The organism is Kosakonia sp. SMBL-WEM22, assembly GCF_014490785.1.
Taxonomy (GTDB): domain Bacteria; phylum Pseudomonadota; class Gammaproteobacteria; order Enterobacterales; family Enterobacteriaceae; genus Kosakonia.
The window spans coordinates 3,670,312-3,691,422 of record NZ_CP051488.1 but is presented as its reverse complement, the minus strand read 5'-3'; the positions used below and the strand labels follow the sequence as shown (position 1 = coordinate 3,691,422).

General features: G+C 58.2%; 20 protein-coding genes and 1 pseudogene. 16 read left to right on the top strand and 5 right to left on the bottom strand.

The features are described from left to right. Window positions 1-66 precede the first annotated feature (66 nt). Both glyA and HF650_RS17670 read left to right on the top strand, forming a co-directional pair. Window positions 67-1,320 carry a serine hydroxymethyltransferase gene (gene glyA / locus HF650_RS17675; RefSeq protein WP_187799719.1) on the top strand — a complete coding sequence of 418 codons (1,254 nt, stop codon included), beginning with the start codon at window positions 67-69 and terminating at the stop codon, window positions 1,318-1,320. A 185-nt stretch (window positions 1,321-1,505) separates the two neighbouring features. Beyond that, window positions 1,506-2,660, top strand: a complete 1,155-nt coding sequence (locus HF650_RS17670; RefSeq protein ID WP_187799718.1) for a 3-phenylpropionate MFS transporter — start codon at window positions 1,506-1,508, stop codon at window positions 2,658-2,660. Here the strand turns inward: HF650_RS17670 and csiE are convergent. Next, window positions 2,650-3,921: pseudogene (gene csiE, locus HF650_RS17665) on the bottom strand (stationary phase inducible protein CsiE); the annotation flags it as partial. The gene HF650_RS17670 and the pseudogene csiE sit on opposite strands and share 11 nt — an antisense overlap. 138 nt (window positions 3,922-4,059) lie before the next feature. Between csiE and HF650_RS17660 the strand changes: the two are divergent. Next, window positions 4,060-4,698: a DUF1007 family protein gene (locus tag HF650_RS17660; RefSeq protein WP_187799716.1), complete on the top strand. Its 639-nt coding sequence runs from the start codon at window positions 4,060-4,062 to the stop codon at window positions 4,696-4,698. Further along, complete coding sequence (locus HF650_RS17655; protein WP_187799715.1) at window positions 4,689-5,669, top strand: nickel/cobalt transporter; 981 nt, start codon at window positions 4,689-4,691, stop codon at window positions 5,667-5,669. Before HF650_RS17660 ends, HF650_RS17655 begins: the two co-directional genes overlap by 10 nt. Window positions 5,670-5,890: 221 nt before the next feature. Here the strand turns inward: HF650_RS17655 and suhB are convergent, their stop codons facing one another. Further along, window positions 5,891-6,694 carry an inositol-1-monophosphatase gene (gene suhB / locus HF650_RS17650; protein ID WP_187799714.1) on the bottom strand — a complete coding sequence of 268 codons (804 nt, stop codon included), beginning with the start codon at window positions 6,692-6,694 and terminating at the stop codon, window positions 5,891-5,893. A 117-nt stretch (window positions 6,695-6,811) separates the two neighbouring features. Between suhB and trmJ the strand changes: the two genes are divergently transcribed. The 12 genes from trmJ to HF650_RS17590 all read left to right on the top strand — a co-directional run bounded on the left by trmJ (window position 6,812) and on the right by HF650_RS17590 (window position 17,785). Further along, on the top strand, window positions 6,812-7,543 hold the full coding sequence (gene trmJ / locus HF650_RS17645; RefSeq protein WP_187799713.1) for a tRNA (cytosine(32)/uridine(32)-2'-O)-methyltransferase TrmJ: 732 nt from the start codon (window positions 6,812-6,814) through the stop codon (window positions 7,541-7,543). A gap of 176 nt (window positions 7,544-7,719) precedes the next feature. Further along, window positions 7,720-8,211 carry a Fe-S cluster assembly transcriptional regulator IscR gene (iscR, locus tag HF650_RS17640; RefSeq protein ID WP_023481145.1) on the top strand — a complete coding sequence of 164 codons (492 nt, stop codon included), beginning with the start codon at window positions 7,720-7,722 and terminating at the stop codon, window positions 8,209-8,211. A gap of 119 nt (window positions 8,212-8,330) precedes the next feature. Next, entirely contained in the window at window positions 8,331-9,545 is a 1,215-nt protein-coding gene (gene iscS / locus HF650_RS17635; RefSeq protein ID WP_023481252.1) for a cysteine desulfurase, read from the top strand. A 30-nt stretch (window positions 9,546-9,575) separates the two neighbouring features. Next, window positions 9,576-9,962, top strand: a complete 387-nt coding sequence (iscU, locus tag HF650_RS17630; protein ID WP_023481244.1) for a Fe-S cluster assembly scaffold IscU — start codon at window positions 9,576-9,578, stop codon at window positions 9,960-9,962. Window positions 9,963-9,979: 17 nt separating this feature from the next. Next, window positions 9,980-10,303, top strand: a complete 324-nt coding sequence (gene iscA, locus HF650_RS17625; protein ID WP_023481184.1) for an iron-sulfur cluster assembly protein IscA — start codon at window positions 9,980-9,982, stop codon at window positions 10,301-10,303. 72 nt (window positions 10,304-10,375) lie between these two features. Continuing rightward, window positions 10,376-10,891, top strand: a complete 516-nt coding sequence (gene hscB, locus HF650_RS17620; protein WP_187799712.1) for a co-chaperone HscB — start codon at window positions 10,376-10,378, stop codon at window positions 10,889-10,891. Between the two features lie 17 nt (window positions 10,892-10,908). Then, complete coding sequence (gene hscA / locus HF650_RS17615; protein WP_187799711.1) at window positions 10,909-12,759, top strand: Fe-S protein assembly chaperone HscA; 1,851 nt, start codon at window positions 10,909-10,911, stop codon at window positions 12,757-12,759. A gap of 1 nt (window position 12,760) precedes the next feature. Beyond that, window positions 12,761-13,096 carry an ISC system 2Fe-2S type ferredoxin gene (gene fdx, locus HF650_RS17610; protein ID WP_039079657.1) on the top strand — a complete coding sequence of 112 codons (336 nt, stop codon included), beginning with the start codon at window positions 12,761-12,763 and terminating at the stop codon, window positions 13,094-13,096. A 1-nt stretch (window position 13,097) separates the two neighbouring features. Continuing rightward, complete coding sequence (gene iscX, locus HF650_RS17605; RefSeq protein WP_023481246.1) at window positions 13,098-13,298, top strand: Fe-S cluster assembly protein IscX; 201 nt, start codon at window positions 13,098-13,100, stop codon at window positions 13,296-13,298. Between the two features lie 99 nt (window positions 13,299-13,397). Further along, entirely contained in the window at window positions 13,398-14,684 is a 1,287-nt protein-coding gene (pepB, locus tag HF650_RS17600; RefSeq protein ID WP_187799710.1) for an aminopeptidase PepB, read from the top strand. 217 nt (window positions 14,685-14,901) lie between these two features. After that, complete coding sequence (gene sseB, locus HF650_RS17595; protein ID WP_054803488.1) at window positions 14,902-15,678, top strand: enhanced serine sensitivity protein SseB; 777 nt, start codon at window positions 14,902-14,904, stop codon at window positions 15,676-15,678. A gap of 109 nt (window positions 15,679-15,787) precedes the next feature. Next, complete coding sequence (locus HF650_RS17590; protein ID WP_187799709.1) at window positions 15,788-17,785, top strand: M48 family metallopeptidase; 1,998 nt, start codon at window positions 15,788-15,790, stop codon at window positions 17,783-17,785. 238 nt (window positions 17,786-18,023) lie between these two features. On the opposite strand, the gene HF650_RS17585 is transcribed toward HF650_RS17590, so the two are convergent. From HF650_RS17585 to HF650_RS17575, 3 genes are all read right to left on the bottom strand, one after another. Further along, window positions 18,024-18,803 carry a MurR/RpiR family transcriptional regulator gene (locus tag HF650_RS17585; protein ID WP_187799708.1) on the bottom strand — a complete coding sequence of 260 codons (780 nt, stop codon included), beginning with the start codon at window positions 18,801-18,803 and terminating at the stop codon, window positions 18,024-18,026. Then, window positions 18,804-19,646 carry a 3-mercaptopyruvate sulfurtransferase gene (gene sseA, locus HF650_RS17580; RefSeq protein ID WP_187799707.1) on the bottom strand — a complete coding sequence of 281 codons (843 nt, stop codon included), beginning with the start codon at window positions 19,644-19,646 and terminating at the stop codon, window positions 18,804-18,806. Between the two features lie 95 nt (window positions 19,647-19,741). Beyond that, the gene (locus HF650_RS17575) at window positions 19,742-21,103 is read right to left on the bottom strand and encodes a 6-phospho-alpha-glucosidase (RefSeq protein WP_187799706.1); all 1,362 of its coding nucleotides are present in this window, start codon (window positions 21,101-21,103) and stop codon (window positions 19,742-19,744) included. Window positions 21,104-21,111: the final 8 nt, after the last annotated feature.

Below are 21,111 nucleotides of genomic sequence, written 5' to 3'. Positions count from 1 at the left end.
GTCAGCCGTCCCCGAAATCGGGCCCTCATTGAGAGTTGTTTTTGTTAGCTGAGTCAGGAGATGCGGATGTTAAAGCGTGAAATGAACATTGCCGATTATGATGCCGAATTGTGGCAGGCTATGGAGCAGGAGAAAGTACGTCAGGAAGAGCACATTGAACTGATCGCCTCCGAAAACTACACCAGCCCGCGCGTTATGCAGGCGCAGGGATCTCAGCTGACCAACAAATATGCCGAGGGTTACCCGGGCAAGCGTTATTACGGCGGCTGTGAATATGTCGATATCGTTGAACAGCTGGCAATTGACCGCGCGAAAGAGCTGTTTGGCGCTGATTACGCCAACGTTCAGCCGCACTCTGGCTCACAGGCTAACTTCGCTGTCTACACCACGCTGCTGGAGCCGGGCGATACCGTGCTTGGTATGAACCTGGCGCACGGCGGTCACCTGACTCACGGCTCTCCGGTTAACTTCTCCGGCAAACTCTACAATATCGTTCCTTACGGCATCGATGAAACGGGCCACATTGATTACAACGAACTCAATGAGCAGGCGCAAAAACACAAGCCGAAAATGATCATCGGCGGCTTCTCTGCTTACTCCGGCGTGGTTGACTGGGCCAAAATGCGCGAAATCGCTGACAGCATCGGCGCGTACCTGTTTGTCGATATGGCACACGTTGCCGGTCTGATTGCTGCAGGCGTCTACCCGAACCCGGTTCCGCATGCGCACGTTGTTACTACCACTACCCACAAAACCCTGGCGGGTCCGCGCGGCGGCCTGATCCTGGCGAAGGGCGGCAGCGAAGAGCTGTACAAAAAACTGAACTCTGCCGTCTTCCCTGGTGGCCAGGGCGGCCCGCTGATGCACGTTATCGCCGGTAAAGCGGTGGCGCTGAAAGAGGCGATGGAGCCGGAGTTCAAAACCTATCAGCAACAGGTTGCGAAAAACGCCAAAGCGATGGTGGAAGTGTTCCTTGCACGCGGCTACAACGTCGTTTCCGGCGGTACTGATAACCACCTGTTCCTGCTGGATCTGGTTGATAAAAACCTGACCGGTAAAGAAGCAGATGCTGCGCTGGGCCGTGCCAACATCACGGTGAACAAAAACAGCGTGCCGAACGATCCGAAGAGTCCGTTTGTCACCTCCGGTATCCGTATCGGTAGCCCGGCGGTAACTCGTCGCGGCTTCAAAGAAGCTGAAGTCAAAGAGCTGGCAGGCTGGATGTGCGACGTGCTGGACAGCATCAACGACGAAGCGGTGATTGAGCGCACCAAACAGAAAGTGCTGGATATCTGCGCCCGTTTCCCGGTTTACGCATAAGTTTCCGACATCAAACAAGCCCGCTTCCTGTGAAGCGGGTTTTTTTTGCCTGCTCGCCAGCGATGCATTCCGCCCGGCGCGTTTTAATGTTGCAAAACCTGCGCTTAGGCAAATTTGTTACCTGATTGTTGCTTGCCAGGCCAGGCGTTTGCCGCCAGACTAACGCTTCGATTCAGGAGGAAATCATGGTTCTGCAGTCAACGCGCTGGCTGGCGCTCGCTTATTTCACCTACTTTTTCAGTTACGGCATCTTCTTACCCTTCTGGGGTGTCTGGCTCAAAGGCGTTGGGTTAACCCCGGAAATCATCGGTATGCTGCTTGGTGCTGGTCTCGTTGCCCGTTTTCTCGGTAGCCTGTTGATTGCCCCGCGCGTAAGTGACCCCTCCCGTTTAATCACCGCTCTGCGCGTGCTGGGTCTGGCTACGCTAATCTTTGCGATGGCCTTTTACGCCGGAAGCCATGTCGCCTGGCTGGCGGTGGTGATTGTCGGCTTTAACCTCTTCTTCTCGCCGCTGGTGCCGCTGACGGATGCGCTGGCAGGCACCTGGCAAAAACAGTTTCCAATGGATTATGGCCGCGTCAGGGTGTGGGGATCGATCGCCTTTGTGATTGGCTCAGCGCTGACTGGCAAGCTGGTGAGCCTCTACGATTACCGGGCGATTCTGGTGATGCTGTCGCTGGGCACGGCCTCAATGCTACTCGGCATGCTGCTGCGCCCGACGATCCTGCCGCAGGGTGAAAACCGCCAGCAGGATGGCGCGGGCTGGCCCGCCTGGCGCAGCTTGATTATGCAGAACTGGCGCTTTCTCGCCTGCGTCTCGTTGTTGCAGGGCGCGCACGCGGCCTATTACGGTTTCAGCGCGATCTACTGGCAGTCGGTGGGCTACTCTGCCTCAACGGTAGGCTATTTGTGGTCGCTCGGCGTGGTGGCAGAAGTGGTGATTTTTACGCTCAGCAACCGTCTCTTCCGCCGCTTCAGCGCGCGCGATCTGCTGCTGCTTTCGGCGGTTTGCGGGCTGGTTCGCTGGAGCCTGATGGGCTGGACCACTGCGCTGCCGTGGCTGATTGTCGCGCAGATCCTGCACTGCGGCACCTTCACGGTTTGCCACCTGGCGGCGATGCGTTACATCTCAGCTCGCCAGGGGAGCGAAGTGATTCGACTCCAGGCGGTCTACTCTGCCGTGGCGATGGGGGGAAGTATTGCCCTGATGACGATGATCGCCGGGTTCCTCTTTGAACATCTGCACCAGGGGCTGTTCTTTATTATGGCGTTGCTGGCACTGCCAGCGCTGGTCCTGCGTCCAACGGTCGCCGCGCAGAAGGGGAGCCCTCAAGCATAATGCGAATATGCTCCTGCTGTTGTTCGCTAAGCAGCCCGTCGGTGTGGATCAGCGGCGCGGAGAAGAGCGGCAGGGGCGTGGTGTAAGGGGTGATGATAAGCGTCACATCCTTCGGCGCGCCCTCTTCGCGGAAGCTCTCCAGCGGCAAATAACGAATGGTGAGCGGCAGCAGCGTTAACTCGCGCAGCTGCTGCTCAATCTCCTGCTCTCTGGCGCTGTCATCGCCGGTAATCAGCATCAGCTGCTTCTCATGCAGATCGGTTTCCTGCATCAGCCAGGCCCCGAAAATCACCGCAACCAGTCCCGCCTCCTCATCGCTAAAGCGCAGCCCATACTCCGTTTCCAGCCCCTCCAGCACCGTGCGGGTGGTGCGCATCAGGCGCGGATAGAGCTGATTGATCTCTGCCGGCAGTGTGTTATCAATGCCAATGCCGAACAGGCTGCGATCCAGCGCCTGGGCGAGGTGGATATAGAGCTGATTGGTCAAACCCTGTTCGTCGCTGAAATGCATACCGGAGAGCTGATGGAAGTGGGCAATCATCTGGCTGATGGCCAGGCGCAGGCGGTGATCCTGCTGATGATCGTCATGGCTCGGATCGGGCGTGCGCACCAGCATAAAGAGCAGGGCTAAAAAGAGGTGTTCATTCTCATGAGCCGTTGCAGCGACGCGGCGCTGCCAGTGGCGCACGATATCCTGCGCCACCAGATACTCGGCGCGCATCTGCGCCCACGCTTGCTGAACCGGGTTAAACTCTGGCGAATGGCCGCTATGATGCTGCAACAGGCAGTACTGTAAATAGAGACCCAAAAACTGGCGATCTCGGCTCTCAAACGAGCGTTTCAGGCGGCGCGAGCAGAGGTTGATCAACGCATGCAGATTAATATCGTCATAGAGTGTGCGCGCAATGCCCTGCTGTTTAAGTGCCGTTTTTAATGCGGGCGTAAAGTGTTCAGTTATGAACTCCGGGCAGAGGCGCAGGGCGCGGCGCAGCCAGTGCAGCAGGCATAAGCGCTGATCGAGCGGCGTGCCTTCGATGCGGTAGCCGCCATCGTCGCAGGGTACGATGGAGAGGCGATGGTAAAGTTGAATCTCGCTTTGCGTCTCCGCAATATCCTGCAGGGCCACGGCATCATCGACGCCGTTAATGGCGATGATATTTTCCATGGTGATACCTTGCCCCGGCAGGGAAAGCAGGAGCAGCACCTGGCAGCGACGCTGCGGGCTGGAGAGCACAGATGGTGGGGTCAGCGTCATGGTCATCTGTCAGTGTCCAGTTAGGGTTGGGAAAAAGGGCTATTTGATAAGCGTAGTTAAAGGTATCTTGAGCGACAGCGCAGCCGCCGCATTTTCGACCAGGAATGCCGGGGAGCATCACAGAATTTTTCACGTGAGGAAGAGATGCAATTAGTTAAACAGTGGGTATTGGGGCTTTTTCTCGCACTTTTATCGTTTTCTCTTATGGCGCACCCGCACAGCTTTATCGTGATGAAGACGCAGTTGGTTGGCGAAAACGGTCAATTTACCGGCCTGAAAATGCGCTGGACGATGGATGAGATCACCTCCGCTGACCTACTCTACGACGCCGGTAACGCAAAGCCCGGCGAGGAGATCTGGAAAAAGCTGGCGGCGGAAGTGATGGCAAACGTGCTTGGTCAGCACTACTTCACTGAAGTGTGGCATAACGGGCAGAAGGTGAAGTTCCTCAACCGCCCGACCGAATATGGCCTCGCGCGGGAGGCGGACCAGGCGGTACTGACTTTTATCCTGCCGCTGGCCGAGCCGCAGCCGCTGAAGGGGCAGAAATACACCTTCTCGACCTTCGATCCCACCTATTACGTGGATATGCGCTACGACAAGGAGCGCGATATCACGCTGCCCGCAGCGCTGCAATCGAGCTGTAAAACCACGCTACATACACCGAAACCCGGCGAAGAGGTGCTGAGTTACGCGCAGTCGCTGGATAAGAACGATGCCCCGGAGGAGGATATGGAACTGGGTAAAAAGTTTGCTCAAACGGTGACGCTGCTATGTCAGTAATCAGCCAACAGATAGCGCGCAAACGGCGCCTATTGCAGTGGTGGCCGCTGCTGCTGTTTATGGTGGTTGCCGTGCTCGGAGCACTCTGGCTCTGGCAGGCGTGGCCGCAGGTGGTGATGAGAAGCGCGCTCTGGCAGCGTGAAGTGAATATCCAGATGAGCACGCTGCTGAAGGCGGTGGCTGAAAACCCGACCAAAGCGGGTGGCACGCTGCTGCTGTTCAGCTTTGTCTATGGCGTGCTGCATGCGCTGGGGCCAGGCCACGGCAAAGTGGTGATCACCACCTGGCTTGCAACCCACCCTTCAAAATTAAAACCCGCTATTGGCCTGACGCTGGCGTCCTCTCTGCTCCAGGGGCTGGTGGCGATTTTACTGGTGGTTGTGGTGCTGAGCCTGCTGGCGCTGCCCGCCCGGCAGTTGCACCTCAGCGGCTACTGGCTGGAGAAGGGGAGTTATCTTCTGGTCGGCGTGCTGGGGCTGCTGCTCTGCTGGCGCGCGCTGAAACGCCTGCGTCAGCTGTTGCATACGCCAAAGTTTCGCGCCTTTACGCCACATCATGTGCATCACGACAACTGCGGGTGCGGTCATCAGCATCTGCCAACGCAGACGCAGCTGCAAAGCGGCGGCGACTGGCGCGCACGGTTGATGATTGTTTTATCGATGGGTATGCGGCCCTGCTCCGGCGCCATTATGGTGCTGCTGTTCAGCAAAGTGATTGGCGTCTTCGCCTGGGGCGTGGCCTCTGCGCTGGCGATGGCGGCCGGGACGTCGCTGACCATCAGCGGGCTGGCGTTGCTGGTGCACGGTTTTCGCCAGCTGGCGGTGAAGTTGAGCGGTAAACGCGCGCCGGTGCTGTGGCGGCAGATTGGCTGGACGACGCTGGCGTTAGCGGGTGGTGTGGTGCTGGTGAGTGCGGCAGTAGTGATGTGGATGAGCGCACTCCCGCCTGGCGGCGGATTACGCCCGTTTTAATCGAGGACGGATACGAGGTACTGCTTTTGTTGCCGGATGGCGGCGTGAACGCCTTATCCGGCCTACGAACTGCGGGTGCGGCATTTGTTGCCGGATGCGGCGCAAGGCCTTATCCGGCCTACGTGTGGCGGGGTGCTGCTGTAATGCAGTGGGTTCTGCTTTTGTAGGCCTGATAAGCGCAGCGCCATCAGGCAATTCACAAAACCCGGCCTGCGAGCAGATTAACGCTTCAGCGCGTCGCTCAGCTCTTCACGCATATTTGCCAGCATCGCTTTCACCACGCGCGGGTTACCGGCAACGATGTTACCGGTCAGCATGTAGTTATGACCACCGGTGAAATCGCACACCAGACCGCCCGCTTCGCGAATCAGCAGTTCACCTGCGGCGAAATCCCACGGCTTCAGGCCAATCTCAAAGAAACCATCAACGCGACCGGCGGCAACATAGGCCAGATCCAGCGCGGCAGAACCGGTACGACGGAAGTCCGCGCATTCGGTAAAGAGTTTGCCAATGATGTTGATATAGGTGGTTGCGTGCTGCTTCGCCTTGAACGGGAAGCCGGTCGCCAGAATGGTGCCGTCCAGATCGCGAGCGGTGCTGCCGCGCAGACGGTAGCCGTTGAGCTGTGCGCCCTGGCCACGGGTCGCAGTGAAGAGTTCGTTACGCATCGGATCGTAAACGACCGCAACTTCGGTGCGACCTTTAATACGAACGGCGATAGAGACCGCGAAGTGCGGCAGGCGTTTGATGAAGTTAGTCGTGCCATCCAGAGGATCGATAACCCATTGTACATCCGGGTCGGTGCCTTCGTGCTCGCCACTCTCTTCGGTGATGATGGTGTGTTGCGGGTAAGATTTGCGGATGGTGTCGATAATTACCGCTTCAGCAGCTTTATCAACGTTAGTCACGAAATCATTGCTGCCTTTCTGGCTGGTCTCTACGGTGTCAGGTGTTTCGTAGTTTTTGGCAATTAAATTACCCGCCTTGCGCGCAGCACGCACGGCGATATTCAGCATCGGATGCATCGATATCTCTCACTGGATGTTAAAGAACGGAAAACGGCGCGTATCATAGCAGCGAATTCGAATTATGTCTCAGCTTTATGATAGTATCCGGCAATATTCTTTAGCCGTAGAAAACCTATGCTGCAAAATATCCGTATTGTCTTAGTTGAAACCTCCCATACCGGTAACATGGGCTCCGTTGCCCGTGCCATGAAAACCATGGGCTTAACCAATCTCTGGCTGGTTAACCCGCTGGTCAAACCCGATTCACAGGCTATTGCGCTCGCCGCAGGTGCCAGCGATGTGATCGGCAATGCGCAGATCGTTGACACCTTAGATGAAGCCTTAGCCGGTTGTAGCCTGGTGGTTGGCACCAGCGCGCGTTCACGCACGCTGCCGTGGCCGATGCTCGATCCGCGCGAATGCGGTCTGAAAAGCATCGGCGAAGCGGAACACGCGCCGGTGGCGTTAGTGTTTGGCCGCGAGCGCGTTGGGCTGACCAATGAAGAGTTGCAGAAGTGCCACTATCACGTGGCGATTGCCGCCAACCCGGAGTACAGCTCGCTGAACCTGGCGATGGCGGTGCAGGTAATCGCCTATGAAGTGCGCATGGCGTGGCTGGCAAAGCAGGAGAGCGATGCGCCGAGCGCAGATCAGGAAGAGACGCCTTATCCGCTGGTTGACGATCTCGAGCGCTTCTACGGTCACCTTGAGCAGACGCTGCTCTCTACCGGTTTTATCCGTGAAAGCCACCCCGGCCAGGTGATGAATAAACTGCGCCGTCTCTTCACTCGCGCCCGTCCGGAGAGCCAGGAGTTGAACATTCTGCGTGGCATTCTGGCGTCGATTGAGCAGAAGCAAAAAGGGTAATTCAGGCAACAAACCCTGTCCTGGCGGGCGGTTAAGCGAAGCGGCGAATACTTGACTAAAACAGTCAACTAAATAGTTGACCATTTTAGTCAGGAATGTCAGACTTGCATCTGCTATGCAACGTTAACATTTTAATAATAAACCCCGGGCAGGGGCGAGTTTGAGGCTTGTAAGACATGAGACTGACATCTAAAGGGCGTTATGCCGTGACCGCAATGCTGGACGTTGCGCTCAACTCCGAATCGGGCCCGGTGCCGTTGGCTGATATTTCCGAGCGTCAGGGAATTTCCCTCTCCTACCTGGAGCAGCTCTTTTCCCGCCTGCGTAAAAACGGCCTGGTTTCCAGCGTACGCGGTCCCGGCGGTGGTTATCTGCTGGGCAAAGATGCGAACAGCATCGCTGTCGGCGAAGTGATTAGCGCCGTTGACGAATCTGTCGATGCGACCCGTTGCCAGGGTAAAGGTGGCTGCCAGGGCGGCGATAAGTGCCTGACCCACGCGCTGTGGCGCGACCTGAGCGATCGCCTGACCGGATTCCTGAACAACATCACCCTCGGTGAGCTAGTGAATAATCAGGAGATCCTCGACGTCTCCGACCGTCAGCACAGCAACGAATCCCATCGTAACACCCGTGGCCAGGACGCGATCGACGTTAAGCTGCGCGCATAATAATTAAACTGAATTCAGAATCGGGCCAGGGCATCGACTGATGCCCTGTTAACACGGTCGTACATCCAGCCGGTTGCCTGATTCCTTGCATTAGAGCGATGTACGGAGTTTAAAGAGCAATGAAATTACCGATCTATCTCGACTACTCCGCAACCACGCCGGTGGATCCGCGTGTTGCCGAGAAAATGATGCAGTTTCTCACCCTGGACGGGACCTTTGGTAACCCTGCTTCCCGTTCGCACCGTTTCGGCTGGCAGGCTGAAGAGGCGGTAGATATCGCCCGCAACCAGATTGCTGAACTGGTCGGCGCTGACCCGCGCGAAATCGTCTTCACCTCCGGTGCAACCGAATCCGACAACCTGGCGATTAAAGGTGCTGCCAATTTCTACCAGAAAAAAGGCAAGCACATCATCACCAGCAAAACCGAACACAAAGCCGTGCTGGACACCTGTCGCCAGCTTGAGCGCGAAGGGTTTGAAGTGACTTACCTCGCCCCGCAGCGCAACGGCATTATCGATCTGAAAGAACTTGAAGCGGCGATGCGTGACGACACCATCATCGTCTCTATCATGCATGTGAATAACGAAATCGGCGTGGTGCAGGATATCGCGGCCATCGGCGAAATGTGCCGTGCGCGCGGCATTATCTACCACGTTGATGCTACCCAGAGCGTTGGCAAACTGCCGATCGATCTGAGCCAGCTGAAAGTCGATCTGATGTCTTTCTCCGGTCATAAAATCTACGGTCCGAAAGGTATCGGCGCGCTCTACGTACAGCGTAAACCGCGTATCCGTATCGAAGCGCAGATGCACGGCGGCGGTCACGAGCGCGGCATGCGTTCCGGTACTCTGCCTGTTCACCAGATCGTCGGCATGGGCGAAGCTTACCGTATCGCGAAAGAAGAGATGGAGAGCGAAATGGCGCGTCTGCGCGTGCTGCGCAACCGTCTGTGGAACGGCATCAACGATATCGAAGAAGTCTATCTGAACGGCGATCTTGAGCACGGCGCACCGAACATCCTCAACGTCAGCTTTAACTACGTTGAAGGCGAGTCGCTGATCATGGCGCTGAAAGATCTGGCTGTCTCTTCTGGTTCAGCCTGTACCTCTGCAAGCCTGGAACCGTCCTACGTGCTGCGCGCGTTGGGCATGAATGATGAACTGGCGCACAGCTCCATCCGTTTCTCTTTAGGGCGTTTCACCACTGAAGAAGAGATTGACTACACCATCGAGCTGGTCCGCAAATCCATCGGCCGTCTGCGCGATCTCTCTCCGCTGTGGGAGATGTTCAAGCAGGGCGTGGATCTCGAATCCATCGAATGGGCTCATCATTAATTTTAGGTTGCGCACACAGGAGAATAAAAAATGGCTTATAGCGAAAAAGTAATCGATCACTACGAAAACCCGCGCAACGTTGGCTCGTTCGACAACGGCGACAACAGCATCGGTAGCGGCATGGTTGGCGCACCGGCGTGTGGCGATGTGATGAAACTGCAGATCAAAGTTAACGATAAAGGCATTATCGAAGACGCGCGTTTCAAAACCTACGGCTGTGGCTCCGCCATCGCGTCCAGCTCGCTGGTCACCGAGTGGGTGAAGGGCAAGTCTCTGGACGAAGCGCAGGCGATCAAGAACACTGATATCGCCGAAGAGCTGGAACTGCCGCCGGTTAAAATCCACTGCTCTATCCTGGCAGAAGATGCGATTAAAGCCGCGATTGCGGATTACAAAAGTAAACAAGACGCGAAATAAGGCAGGAGGTTGTTGTCATGTCCATTAGCCTCAGCGACAGTGCCGCCGCGCGAGTAAATGCCTTCCTGGCCAACCGTGGTAAAGGGTTTGGCCTGCGCCTGGGGGTGAGAACCTCCGGTTGTTCTGGTATGGCTTACGTGCTGGAATTTGTCGACGCACCGAACGATGAAGATACGGTGTTCGAAGACAAAGGCGTGAAGGTAGTGGTTGACGGCAAAAGCCTGCAGTTCCTCGACGGCACTCAGCTGGACTTCGTAAAAGAAGGCCTCAACGAAGGGTTTAAGTTCACCAACCCGAACGTGAAAGATGAGTGCGGTTGTGGCGAAAGCTTCCACGTCTAATCGCCTCTGACGATGACCCCACCGCAGCTGCCTGCGCGTGGGGTTTGTTACGATTGCATACCCGGAATTGTTATGGATTACTTCACCCTCTTTGGGTTGCCGGCCCAGTACCCGCTCGACACCCAGGCACTGGCCACGCGTTTCCAGGATCTGCAACGGCAGTTCCACCCCGATCGCTTCGCCAGCCAGCCGCAGTCTGAGCAACTGGCCGCCGTACAGCAATCCGCGACCATCAATCAGGCCTGGCAAACCCTGCGTCATCCGCTGACGCGCGCAGAGTATCTGCTCTCGCTCCATGGCTTCGATCTGGCCTCTGAACAGCACACCGTGCGCGACACCGCTTTCCTGATGGAGCAGCTGGAGCTGCGCGAAGAGCTGGATGAGATTGCCCAGGCTGAAGATGCCGCCCGTCTGGAAGCATTTCAGGCGCGCATCAAAGGCATGTATGACGCACGTCACCAGCAGATGGTTGAACAACTTGATGCACAAGCGTGGGAGACGGCGGCGGATACCGTGCGTAAACTACGTTTTCTCGATAAACTGCGCAGCTCAACAGAACAACTCGAAGAAAAACTGCTCGGTTTTTAAATTTCTGGAAGCACATCATGGCCTTATTACAAATCAGTGAACCGGGTCTGAGCGCCGCGCCGCACCAGCGTCGGCTGGCGGCAGGCATCGACCTCGGGACCACCAACTCGCTGGTGGCGACGGTACGTAGCGGCCAGGCGGAAACGCTGGCCGACAGCGCGGGGCGCCATCTGCTCCCCTCTGTCGTCCACTATCAGGCTGAAAGCCACGTGGTTGGTTTTGATGCGCGCAACAACGCCGCGCTCGATTCGGTCAACACCATCAGCTCGGTAAAACGCCTGATGGGCCGCAGTCTTGCCGATATCCAGGCGCGCTACCCGCACCTGCCGTGGCAGTTTCAGGCGAGCGAAAACGGCCTGCCGATGATTGTCACCCGCGCCGGTCTGGTTAACCCGATCCGCGTCTCCGCCGATATCCTCAAAGCCCTTGCCGCCCGCGCGCAAGAATCGTTGGCTGGCGAGCTGGATGGCGTCGTGATCACCGTGCCCGCCTATTTTGATGACGCTCAGCGCCAGGGCACCAAAGACGCCGCGCGTCTGGCGGGCCTGCACGTGCTGCGCCTGCTGAACGAACCGACGGCGGCGGCGATCGCCTACGGTCTCGACTCCGGTAAAGAGGGCGTCATTGCCGTCTACGATCTGGGCGGCGGTACCTTTGATATCTCGATTCTGCGCCTGAGCCGCGGCGTGTTTGAAGTGCTGGCCACCGGCGGTGACTCTGCGCTTGGCGGCGATGATTTCGACCACCTGCTGGCGGACTTTATCTGCGAGCAGGCGGGCATCTCCGAACGGAGCGACGCCCGTCAGCAGCGCGAACTGCTGGACGCGGCAATTGCCGCCAAAATCGCTCTGAGCGATGCCGACCGCGTGGCGGTCAATGTGGCGGGCTGGCAGGGTGAAATCACCCGTGAACAGTTCGACGCGCTGATTACGCCACTGGTAAAACGCACGCTGCTCTCCTGCCGCCGCGCCCTGAAAGATGCGGGCGTCGAAGCGGACGAGGTGCTGGAAGTGGTGATGGTCGGCGGGTCGACCCGCGTGCCGCTGGTGCGCGAACGTGTCGGCGACTTCTTTGGCCGCACGCCGCTCACCTCCATCGACCCGGATAAAGTGGTCGCCATTGGCGCGGCTATCCAGGCCGATATTCTGGTTGGCAACAAGCCGGACAGCGAAATGCTGCTGCTGGATGTCATCCCGCTGTCGCTGGGGCTGGAGACGATGGGCGGCCTGGTCGAGAAGGTGATCCCGCGTAACACCACTATTCCGGTGGCGCGCGCGCAGGAGTTCACCACCTTCAAAGATGGGCAAACCGCAATGTCGATCCACGTGATGCAGGGCGAGCGTGAACTGGTGAGCGACTGCCGCTCGCTGGCGCGTTTCTCACTGCGGGGCATCCCGGCGATGCCGGCGGGCGGGGCGCATATTCGCGTCACCTTCCAGGTGGATGCCGATGGCCTACTGAGCGTCACGGCGATGGAGAAATCGACCGGTGTCGAAGCCTCCATCCAGGTAAAACCCTCTTACGGGCTGACCGACGGTGAAATCGCCGACATGATTAAAGACTCCATGAGTTTCGCCGAGCAGGACGTGAAAGCGCGCATGCTGGCGGAACAGAAAGTGGAAGCCGCGCGCGTGCTGGAGAGTGTGACCAGTGCGCTCGCCGCGGATGCCGCGCTGTTAAGCGCCGCAGAGCGGGCGGAGATCGACGAGGGGGTCGCGCAGCTGCGCGCGGTTGCCGAGACCGATGATACCGACGCTATCGAACACGCCATTAAAAATGTAGATAAACAAACCCAGGAATTTGCCGCGCGTCGTATGGACCAATCCGTACGCAGCGCATTAAAAGGCCATTCCGTCGACGAGGTTTAATATGCCTAAAATTGTTTTTCTGCCTCATCAGGACCTCTGTCCGGATGGCGCAGTTCTGGAAGCTAAGAGCGGTGAAACGATTCTGGATGTCGCCCTGCGCGGCGGCATTGAGATTGAACACGCCTGTGAAAAATCCTGCGCCTGCACCACCTGCCACTGTGTGGTGCGTGAAGGGTTCGACTCGCTGCCGGAAAGCAGCGAAGACGAAGATGACATGCTGGATAAAGCCTGGGGTCTGGAGCCGGAGAGCCGTTTAGGCTGCCAGGCGCGCGTCACCGATGAAGATCTGGTGGTCGAAATCCCGCGTTACACCATCAACCACGCGCGGGAGCACTAAGATGGGGCTGAAGTGGACAGACAGCCGTGAAATCGGCGAGGCGCTGTATGACAGCCGCCCGGATGTGGACCCGACCACCGTACGTTTCACCGATATGCATCAGTGGATCTGCGAGCTGGAAGAGTTTGATGACGATCCGGCGGCATCGAATGAAAAAATTCTTGAAGCGATTCTGCTAGTCTGGTTAGACGAAGCAGCATAATCATCAAACGGGCTGCCTTCGGGTGGCCCGTTTTTATGGACACAACCGTTGGCCGGAGCAGGCGTCTGCCCTCCGGCGAGTGTGAAAAGGATAAAAAGAATGACAGAAGCTATGAAAGTCACCCTCACCACGCAGCCCGCTGACGCGCGCTGGGGTGAAAAAGCAGCCTACAGCATCAACAACGACGGCATCGCACTGCACTTAACCGGCAAGGACGATCTGGGGCTGATTCAGCGCGCGGCGCGCAAAATCGACGGCCTCGGCATCAAACACGTAGCCCTGAGCGGCGAAGGGTGGGATGCGGATCGCAGCTGGGCGTTCTGGTCTGGCTATAAGGGGCCAAAAGGGACGCGTAAGGTTGAGTGGGCGCAGCTGGATGAAGCGCAGCAGAAAGAGCTGGATAGCCGCCTGAAAGTGATCGACTGGGTGCGCGACACCATCAACGCCTCGGCGGAAGAGCTAGGGCCGGAGCAGCTGGCACAGCGCGCGGTCGATCTGCTCTTCAGCGTTGGCGGCGACAATGTGTCTTACCGCATCACCAAAGGTGAAGATCTGCGCGAGCAGAACTACATGGGGCTGCATACCGTAGGGCGCGGCTCCGAGCGTCCGCCGGTGCTGCTGGCACTCGATTACAACCCGACCGGTAACCCGGATGCGCCGGTCTACGCCGCGCTGGTGGGCAAAGGCATCACCTTTGATACCGGCGGCTACAGCCTGAAGCAGAGCGCATTTATGGATTCGATGAAATCCGATATGGGCGGCGCGGCGCTGGTGACCGGTGCGCTGGCATTTGCCATCAATCGCGGCCTGAACAAGCGCGTTAAGCTCTGGCTCTGCTGTGCTGACAACATGGTCAGCGGCAATGCGTTTAAGCTGGGCGATATTATTCACTACCGCAACGGTAAAAAAGTTGAGGTGATGAACACCGACGCGGAAGGGCGTCTGGTGCTGGCGGATGGCCTGATTGATGCCTGCGCGCAAAAACCGCAGCTGATTATCGATGCCGCGACCCTGACCGGGGCGGCGAAAACTGCGCTGGGCAATGATTACCATGCGCTGTTCAGCTTTGATGACGCGCTGGCGGGCCGCCTGCTTAACAGCGCGGCGGCGGAAAACGAGCCGTTCTGGCGTCTGCCGCTGGCGGAGTTCCACCGTCACCAGCTGCCGTCCAACTTTGCCGAGCTGAACAACACCGCCAGCGCGGCCTTCCCGGCAGGGGCGAGCACCGCCGCCGGTTTCCTGTCGCACTTTGTGGAAAACTATCAGCAGGGCTGGCTGCATATCGACTGCTCGGCGACCTACCGTAAATCCGCCGTTGAGCAGTGGGCCGCCGGTGCGACTGGGTTGGGTGTGCGCACCGTTGCCAATCTGTTGACCGCCGAGTAAGCGGTGTGCCGGATGGCGCTGCGCTTATCCGGCCTACAAAAGCCGCACCTTGCGAAATGTAGGCCGGATAAGGCGTTTACGCCGCCATCCGGCAAGAAAGCGGCCCCGGAGCTACAGATTGCCGCCGGATACGTAGGCCGGATAAGGCGTTTACGCCGCCATCCGGCAATACGCGAAACCCGGGCGCGATGACGCACGAAAACGAACCAGAGATCCTATGTCCGAAACGAAAAACGAATTAGAAACCCTGCTTGAGCAGGCGGCGACCGAACCCGCTTACCGTCCGGCCTTTTTCCGCACGCTGCTCGACTCTACCGTCTGGGTGCCAGGCAACGCCGCAGAAGGCGAAGCGGTGGTGGAGGAGAGCGCGCTCGATATCCAGCACTGGGAAAAAGATGACGGCACTTCGGTGATCCCCTTTTTCACCTCCCTCGCGGCGCTGCAACAGGCGATCGACGACGAGCAGGCTTTTGTGGTGATGCCCGCGCGCACGCTGTTTGAAATGACCCTCGGCGAAACCCTGTTCCTTAACGCTAAGCTCCCGACCGGCAAAGAGTTCACTCCGCGTGAAATCAGCCATCTGGTTGGCGAAGAGGGCAGCCCGCTCAGCCAGCAAGAGGTGCTTGAAGGCGGTACCGCGCTGCTGCTCTCGGAAGTTGCCGAGCCGCCCGCGCAGATGGTCGACTCCCTGACCACGCTGTTCAAAAGTATTAAAACCGTCAAACGCGCCTTTATCTGCTCCATCAAAGAGCAGGCCGATGCGCAGGCGAACCTGTTAATTGGCATCGAAGCCGAAGGCGATATCGAAGAGATCATCCATGCCGCGGGCAGCGTGGCGACCGATACGCTGCCGGGCGATGAGCCAGTTGATATCTGCCAGGTCGCCGAAGGCGAGAAGGGCATCAGCCACTTTATGCTGGCGCACATCACCCCGTTCTACGAGCGCCGCTGGGGCAGCTTCCTGCGCGATTTCAAAACCAACCGCATTATCTAACGTCTCAGGCGGTACGCCCCGTACCGCTTACCCCCCTAAATTCGTGGGGAATGTATTCAGCCCATCCCTGTGGTAGGGTGCGCTTTTACGTTTCTTTACGGTTAAGGTTATGGACAGAAAAACTCTGCTCTACTGCTTCGGCGTGCCCCTCTTATTGCTGGTTTATGCCTGCTGGCAAAACATTCGTATCGATGATGGCTATGTCTACCAGGTCACGCGATATGGCACCGTCGGGCACAGCGCGGCGGCCGATCTGCTGCGCCACTTTCTGTCGAAAGCCGGTATCTTTCTGTCACTGATGGCGCTGCTTGCCAGCACCAGCGCGGTGGCGCTCTGCTTCTACAGCGTGCGCAGGGCGCGCATCTCGGCCGATCATCTGATTGTCGCCTTTAATCTCTGCCGCAAACTGCTGCCTTTTATCATGGTCACTGTGATGTCCTGCATCGGTTTTGCGCTGATCGCGGTCTTCTTGTATGAAATCTGCTGGCTCTACACCCTGGGGCCCGCGAGCGCGTTAAACATCAAGCTGGTGCTCTTCATCCTGCTGGTGATTGGCTCCCTGCTGTTTATGGTGTTGAAGAGCCTCTTCCTGCTGAAAAAGTGTTTCGCCCTGTTTGAGCCACAGGATATGGAGGTACACGGCACCGCCGTGCGCGAAAACGATGCGCCGGAACTCTGGCGCTGGGTCAGGGAGCTTGCACAGCGCGGGCAGGCAATAGTCCCGGATAACATTGTGGTGGGCCTGTTCGAAGGCTTCTATGTCACCGCAAGCCCGGTGCAAATCGAGAAGGGCGAACGGCTTACCGGCAATACCCTCTACTTCCCGCTCAGCTATGCGGCGTTTATGAATAAAGAGGAGGTGGCAGCGGTCATCGGTCACGAGCTGGGGCACTTCTCCGGCAATGACACCCTCTATACGCTGCACTTTGCCGGGCTTTATGCCGGGATGGAGAACAGCCTTAACTACTTCTACCGTGACGTTGGCGGCAGCGGCTGGCTGGAGCGTCTGGCGCTGAATCCGACCATTCATCTTGGCATGTGGTTTTTCCGCCAGTTCCACGAAACGGTGAGCGGCTGGAGCCGAGTGCGTGAGCTGGCAGCAGATGCCGCCGGAGCGCGCACCAGTTCATCGATAGCCCTTGCCGCATCGCTGCTGCGTTTCTCCGCCCTTAATGAGCGCTTTCAGGGGCCGATGGAGCAGTTCTTCCAGCGCAAACTGGCAACCGACGATCTGGTGCATAGCCTCTTTAGCGAACTGCGCAGCGGCGAACGTTTCGATCTCTCCGCATCACTGGAAGAGGCGCTGGCGCACCCGACGGACAGCCATCCACCGACCCGTGCGCGTATTGAACAGCTAAAAGTGCCGCTGGACGACAGGCTAATGGCGCAGGCTTCGCGCGCGGTTGAGGAAGCAGATTATCTCTGGATGCGCAGCCTGTTTCGCGACGCTTCTGCGCTCTCCAGGGCGTTAACCCTCGGCATGGCCAGCGAAGTTGACGCTCATTATGAGGCTTATCAGTCTGAGCTTAAGGATCTCGCTTCGCGCGCCACCGATACGCTGGTGGTCTCCCTGCGCAAGAAAAATCTGTGGATCTTCGTTGGGCTGACGCTGCTCTGCGCCGCCGCTGCGGTGATGGTGTTCACTCTGAGCATTCGATGGGATTCATCGGCCAACAGCCCGATGGATATGATTATCTTCGGCCTCGTGGCCGGTACGCTGCTCTTTGCGCTGGCGAGCTGGACGATGTACACCCGTGTACGTCAGCCGCTCTTTACGTTGACGGCGCAGGGGATTGAGAGCTATCAGCTCAGCGCGCCGTTTATGCTTGACGCCATCGAGAATATTGGCATTCGCAGCATTAATGATTGGGTGTTTATCGATCTCTTCTGGCGCGAAGGCTATCAGCCGCCGAAGCTGGTGGTCAGCCGTCTGGTGCGCAACTTTATCTTTGAGCCTCAAAACCGCAAGGTTGTGCTGAGCCTGCCCGGCGGGTTGTTGAAAGGTGAGCAGCGCGAGAAGTTGTCCATCGAAGAGTTTTACGTCGCGCTCAATGAGTATACGGAAAGTGCGTGGGCGCGCCGGGAGTTGTCGAAACATTCGGCGTGAGGTTGTCAGCGGCGGTTTACGGCTTCGGTGCCGTGTGAATGCCGGATGGCGGCGTAAGCGCCTTATCCAGCTTACGTTTTTGGTGCCGTGTGAATGCCGGATGGCGGCGTAAGCGCCTTATCCGGCCTACGTTTTTGGTGCCGTGTGAATGCTGGATGGCGGCGTAAGCGCCTTATCCGGCCTACGTATCATCTGTAGGCCTGATAAGCGCAGCGCCATCAGGCATTTTTCCGCGCCGTTATCCGGCCTGCGTGGCTTCTAACAACAGTAGATCCATCAGCAGCACCAGGTTGGACTCAAACGAGGTGATCCCCGCGGCTTCGGCGGCGAAATGCACCGCCTCGTCGTAAAGGGCAAAATGCACATCCGCCAGCGCTGCCAGCGAATTGGCCGAGGCGCGCGTAAAGGCCACCACCGTCATCCCCACCGTGCGCGCAATCCGCGCCTTATCCAGCACCTGCTCGGTTTCGCCGCTGCGCGAAACGGCAATGAACACCTGATAACGCGCGGCGTTGCTGAGAAAGATATTGCGGCTGTCGCCGGGACCGGAGATAAACGCCGTCTTGCCCAGCACCTGTAATTTTTTGGTCAGGTACTCGGCGAACAGATAGGAGAACCCCGCGCCGTAGAGAAAAAAGCTCTCTTGCTCGCGCAGCAGGCTGGCAAACAGTCGCCGCTTCTCCTCAGTCACCCACTGAAAGGTATGCTGGTAATTAACCATAAACTGCTGAAACAGAGCGGGCAGCTCGGCGACGCCGTCATGGTGCTGCTCCGCCAGGTGCGGGGTATCAGCCAGCAGCTGTTTGCAGTGCCAGATAAACTCGCTAAAACCGCTAAACCCTAGTTTCTGGCAGAGACGAATAATCGTCGCTGTCGAGACATAGGTCGCCTGCGCCAGCGCGCGCACGGTAATGTTACCCACCAGCAGCGGGTGCTCCGTAAGGTGAGCCAGCACGCGGTATTCCGCGCGGGAGAGTGACTCCCCGCGCGTCAGCAGAGGCGCAAGTCGGTTATCCATCTACACGCTTTCGACAGGCAGATCGTCGCGCGCGCCCCACTCACTCCATGAGCCGTCATAGAGCGTTGCCGTATTGACGCCGAGCGTCTCCAGCGCCAGCAGTACCACGGCGGCGGTCACGCCGGAGCCGCAGCTGGCGATTATCGGCTGGTGCAGATCGACACCCTGGCGCTGGAATATGCGCAGCAGCTCATCGGTGGTTTTCAGTTCGCCATCCGCCACCAGATCGACCCACGGCACATTCAGCGCGCCGGGAATATGGCCACGCTTGAGACCTGGGCGCGGTTCATCCACTTCGCCACTGAAACGCGGCGCCGGACGGGCATCGACCAACTGCGCCGTGCCTTCGTGGCTCGCCAGCAGCACATCGGTCACCTTTTTCACCACGGAAGGGTCGAAATTGGCGGTGAAATCAGACTCCGGTAGCGCGACATCGCCCTGCTGTAACGGTAGGGCATCACGCTGCCAGCCCGCCAGACCACCGGCGAGAATAGAGACCTTCTCAACCCCAACCTTGCGCAGCATCCACCAGGCTCGCGGCGCGGAGAAGAGGTTGCCTTCGTCATACACCACCAGGTGTTTATCCTGGCAGACGCCCAACTCGCGCATGGCGACGGCAAAGGTCTCCGGGCGAGAGAGCATATGGGGCAGGGGCGAAGTGTGATCGGAGAGGGCTTCAATATCAAAAAAGACCGCACCGGGCAGGTGTCCGGCGCGGTATTCCGCTTTCATATCGCGATGCTCCTGGCCAACCGGCGCCATTCTGGCGTCAATCAGTTGGATTTCAGGATCATCGCTATGCTCTATCAGCCAGTCGGCCGCGACAAAAAAAGAGGTGGACATGGTGCCTCCGGGTCATCAACAGTTAACTGAATTGTTAACGTTTTTTCACTGCCCGACAAGCTACCATCTCTCGCGCCGCGAGCCACCTCGGAAAATTACACCGCTTTGCCGTTTTCCCAGGCTTTTTGCAGCGCAGGCCAGTAATCCTGATTAGCGGTAATCATCTCATCAAGGATCGCCTTCGCATGCTGCATGGTCGGCACGGTGCGATTAAGGGTAAAGGCCTGCAATGCCTTCTCGTAACTTCCCTCCATCGTCGCTTCCACCAGCAACTGCTCCGAGGCCAGCTGCTGCATCAGCAGCGTCTGGTGGAACAGTGGCACCGCGCCCATGCGCACCGGCTCCGGCCCGTTACTGGTGATATAAGCAGGCACTTCCACCATCGCATCGTAGGGCAGGTTGGCAATCGCGCCCTTGTTTTCCACAATCACCAGATGACGCTGGCGCAGGTTGAAGGCCAGCGAGCAGGCGACATCGACAATAAACGCGCCGTGAACGCCGACGTGGAACGCATCGGGCAGAATGCCGGTCTGCTTATACTCAGCCGCCGCGGCGAAGAGTTTTTTCTCGCGCCCGTCCATCACTTCATTGGCGCGGGTGTAGTTCGGATCCTGATGATCGACAATCTCGTTGGGCATCAGGTAGTACTGCAGATAGGGGTTCGGCAGATACTCCGGGAAGTGATCCATGATCGGCTTAATGTTGCGCCAGGTTTTCACCCATGAGGGATCGGCATGCTGCGGATCGGTCTGGGCGGCATCTTCCGTCAGCAGGCCAAAGCGGGCAACATGCTCGCGCAGCGCAGGGAGGCGATCTTCGCCATCGACGCGTACCTGGGTAAACCAGCCGAAGTGGTTGAGGCCAAAGTAGTCGACCTCAAGCTTATGACGATCGACGCCGAGGATCGCGCCCATATTGCGCATCGCCGCCACCGGCATATCGCAGATATTGAGCACCCGCGCGTTCGGGCGCAGACGGCGCACCCCTTCCGCGACAATCGCTGCCGGGTTGGAGTAGTTAACGATCCAGGCTTTCTTATCCGCGTAGCGCTCGACCAGGTCGATCAGCTCCACCATCGGCAAAATGGTACGCAGCCCGTAGGCCAGCCCGCCTGGCCCGCAGGTCTCCTGGCCGACGACGCCGTGGCGCAGCGGGATCTTCTCATCCTGTTCGCGCATCTTGTACTGGCCGACGCGCATCTGGGCGAAGACAAAATGCGCGCCGCGAAAGGCGGTTTCGGCATCATTCGTGACGGTAAATTTGATGCTCTCGCTGTGATCGCGGATCACCTTCTCGACCACCGGCGCAATGGTATTCTGCCGCTCGGCATCAATGTCGTAGAGGCGAATTTCCGCCAGCGGGAAATCCTCCAGGCGCACCATCAGGCTTTTGACGATGCCCGGCGTATAGGTACTGCCACCACCGGCAATGGATAAGATAAACGGGGGTTTAACCATTTCTGGAC

Excerpts from the sequence above, each read along its gene's own strand:
- glyA (WP_187799719.1), top strand. The coding sequence starts at position 67 with ATGTTAAAGCGTGAAATGAACATTGCCGATTATGATGCCGAATTGTGG.
- HF650_RS17670 (WP_187799718.1), top strand. The coding sequence starts at position 1,506 with ATGGTTCTGCAGTCAACGCGCTGGCTGGCGCTCGCTTATTTCACCTAC.
- HF650_RS17660 (WP_187799716.1), top strand. The coding sequence starts at position 4,060 with ATGCAATTAGTTAAACAGTGGGTATTGGGGCTTTTTCTCGCACTTTTA.
- HF650_RS17655 (WP_187799715.1), top strand. The coding sequence starts at position 4,689 with ATGTCAGTAATCAGCCAACAGATAGCGCGCAAACGGCGCCTATTGCAG.
- suhB (WP_187799714.1), bottom strand. The coding sequence starts at position 6,694 with ATGCATCCGATGCTGAATATCGCCGTGCGTGCTGCGCGCAAGGCGGGT.
- trmJ (WP_187799713.1), top strand. The coding sequence starts at position 6,812 with ATGCTGCAAAATATCCGTATTGTCTTAGTTGAAACCTCCCATACCGGT.
- iscR (WP_023481145.1), top strand. The coding sequence starts at position 7,720 with ATGAGACTGACATCTAAAGGGCGTTATGCCGTGACCGCAATGCTGGAC.
- iscS (WP_023481252.1), top strand. The coding sequence starts at position 8,331 with ATGAAATTACCGATCTATCTCGACTACTCCGCAACCACGCCGGTGGAT.
- iscU (WP_023481244.1), top strand. The coding sequence starts at position 9,576 with ATGGCTTATAGCGAAAAAGTAATCGATCACTACGAAAACCCGCGCAAC.
- iscA (WP_023481184.1), top strand. The coding sequence starts at position 9,980 with ATGTCCATTAGCCTCAGCGACAGTGCCGCCGCGCGAGTAAATGCCTTC.
- hscB (WP_187799712.1), top strand. The coding sequence starts at position 10,376 with ATGGATTACTTCACCCTCTTTGGGTTGCCGGCCCAGTACCCGCTCGAC.
- hscA (WP_187799711.1), top strand. The coding sequence starts at position 10,909 with ATGGCCTTATTACAAATCAGTGAACCGGGTCTGAGCGCCGCGCCGCAC.
- fdx (WP_039079657.1), top strand. The coding sequence starts at position 12,761 with ATGCCTAAAATTGTTTTTCTGCCTCATCAGGACCTCTGTCCGGATGGC.
- iscX (WP_023481246.1), top strand. The coding sequence starts at position 13,098 with ATGGGGCTGAAGTGGACAGACAGCCGTGAAATCGGCGAGGCGCTGTAT.
- pepB (WP_187799710.1), top strand. The coding sequence starts at position 13,398 with ATGACAGAAGCTATGAAAGTCACCCTCACCACGCAGCCCGCTGACGCG.
- sseB (WP_054803488.1), top strand. The coding sequence starts at position 14,902 with ATGTCCGAAACGAAAAACGAATTAGAAACCCTGCTTGAGCAGGCGGCG.
- HF650_RS17590 (WP_187799709.1), top strand. The coding sequence starts at position 15,788 with ATGGACAGAAAAACTCTGCTCTACTGCTTCGGCGTGCCCCTCTTATTG.
- HF650_RS17585 (WP_187799708.1), bottom strand. The coding sequence starts at position 18,803 with ATGGATAACCGACTTGCGCCTCTGCTGACGCGCGGGGAGTCACTCTCC.
- sseA (WP_187799707.1), bottom strand. The coding sequence starts at position 19,646 with ATGTCCACCTCTTTTTTTGTCGCGGCCGACTGGCTGATAGAGCATAGC.
- HF650_RS17575 (WP_187799706.1), bottom strand. The coding sequence starts at position 21,103 with ATGGTTAAACCCCCGTTTATCTTATCCATTGCCGGTGGTGGCAGTACC.